This is a genomic window from Janthinobacterium sp. BHSEK (assembly GCF_056174685.1).
The window spans coordinates 1-787 of record NZ_JBWBYV010000178.1 but is presented as its reverse complement, the minus strand read 5'-3'; the positions used below and the strand labels follow the sequence as shown (position 1 = coordinate 787).

The window sequence follows — 787 nt, the reverse complement described above, 5'->3', positions numbered from 1 at the left end:
TTATAGGACATCAGCAGCGGGTGCGCGACCTCCATCACGCTGTCCGCCTGCTGGTCGGGCACATCGCTGCGCGTGATAACGCTGACGAGAATTTGACACTCGCGGATCACTTCGTCGGACAGGTCGCCATCAACGCCTTCGTCGCCGCGATGAATTACCAACACGGGGCTTTCCTCGCGGCTGAATGCCACCGAGAGTGACCGTTCGACCTGAGCCGGAAACAATGGTGCCGCCGCCAGCAATGCCATGAGCTCCTGGATGAAAGTTTCGCGCAAGGTCATGGGGCCACCTTTTCCAGCAAGGCAGTGACAAATTCGCCATCGCCGTTTGCCATCGGCGTCTGCCGCACCTTGTACTGCACGCCGGCGACAGTGATGATGAAGCCACGCTTCAGCTCTACGGCGCTGGCCATGTATTCGATGCTGTAGTCGGTGGTATGCACCATGCCGTCGAGTACCACTTGGTCAGGCCGCTTGAATCCGCCTGAGAACACCACCAGGTCACCAGCTGGCGGCTGGAAGCTGGCTTCGTCAAGCATGCCTACCCCCTGGAAAGCGCTCCAGAAACGTTCCGCATGAAATGACACGGCAGCTCCCGCTTACGCGCCGACTGCGCCACCGTTGAGGCGAACGTAACCGACAGTCGACGGGTTTGCCGCCACCAGCGTGGCCACGCCAATGAGGTCGCCCTTGGCGGCATCGCTATCGCAGCGCTTGTTGACGTCGTCCCAGTAGATCCGCGCGCCAATCGCCCAGGCCTGGGCGCCGGTCTTCGGCAACATGAACAC

Annotated in this window: 3 protein-coding genes; all 3 read right to left on the bottom strand. The window is 61.1% G+C overall.

Annotated elements, in window-relative coordinates:
• A partial coding sequence (locus AC0V2Y_RS28110; protein ID WP_475418448.1) for a hypothetical protein occupies positions 1 to 281 on the bottom strand: 281 nt, incomplete at its 3' end.
• Complete coding sequence (locus AC0V2Y_RS28105) at positions 278 to 586, bottom strand: head-tail joining protein (RefSeq protein ID WP_475418013.1); 309 nt, start codon at positions 584 to 586, stop codon at positions 278 to 280. The genes AC0V2Y_RS28110 and AC0V2Y_RS28105, both read right to left, overlap by 4 nt.
• Before the next feature lie 12 nt (positions 587 to 598).
• The coding region (locus AC0V2Y_RS28100; RefSeq protein WP_475418447.1) for a capsid cement protein at positions 599 to 787 on the bottom strand (189 nt) is incomplete at its 5' end.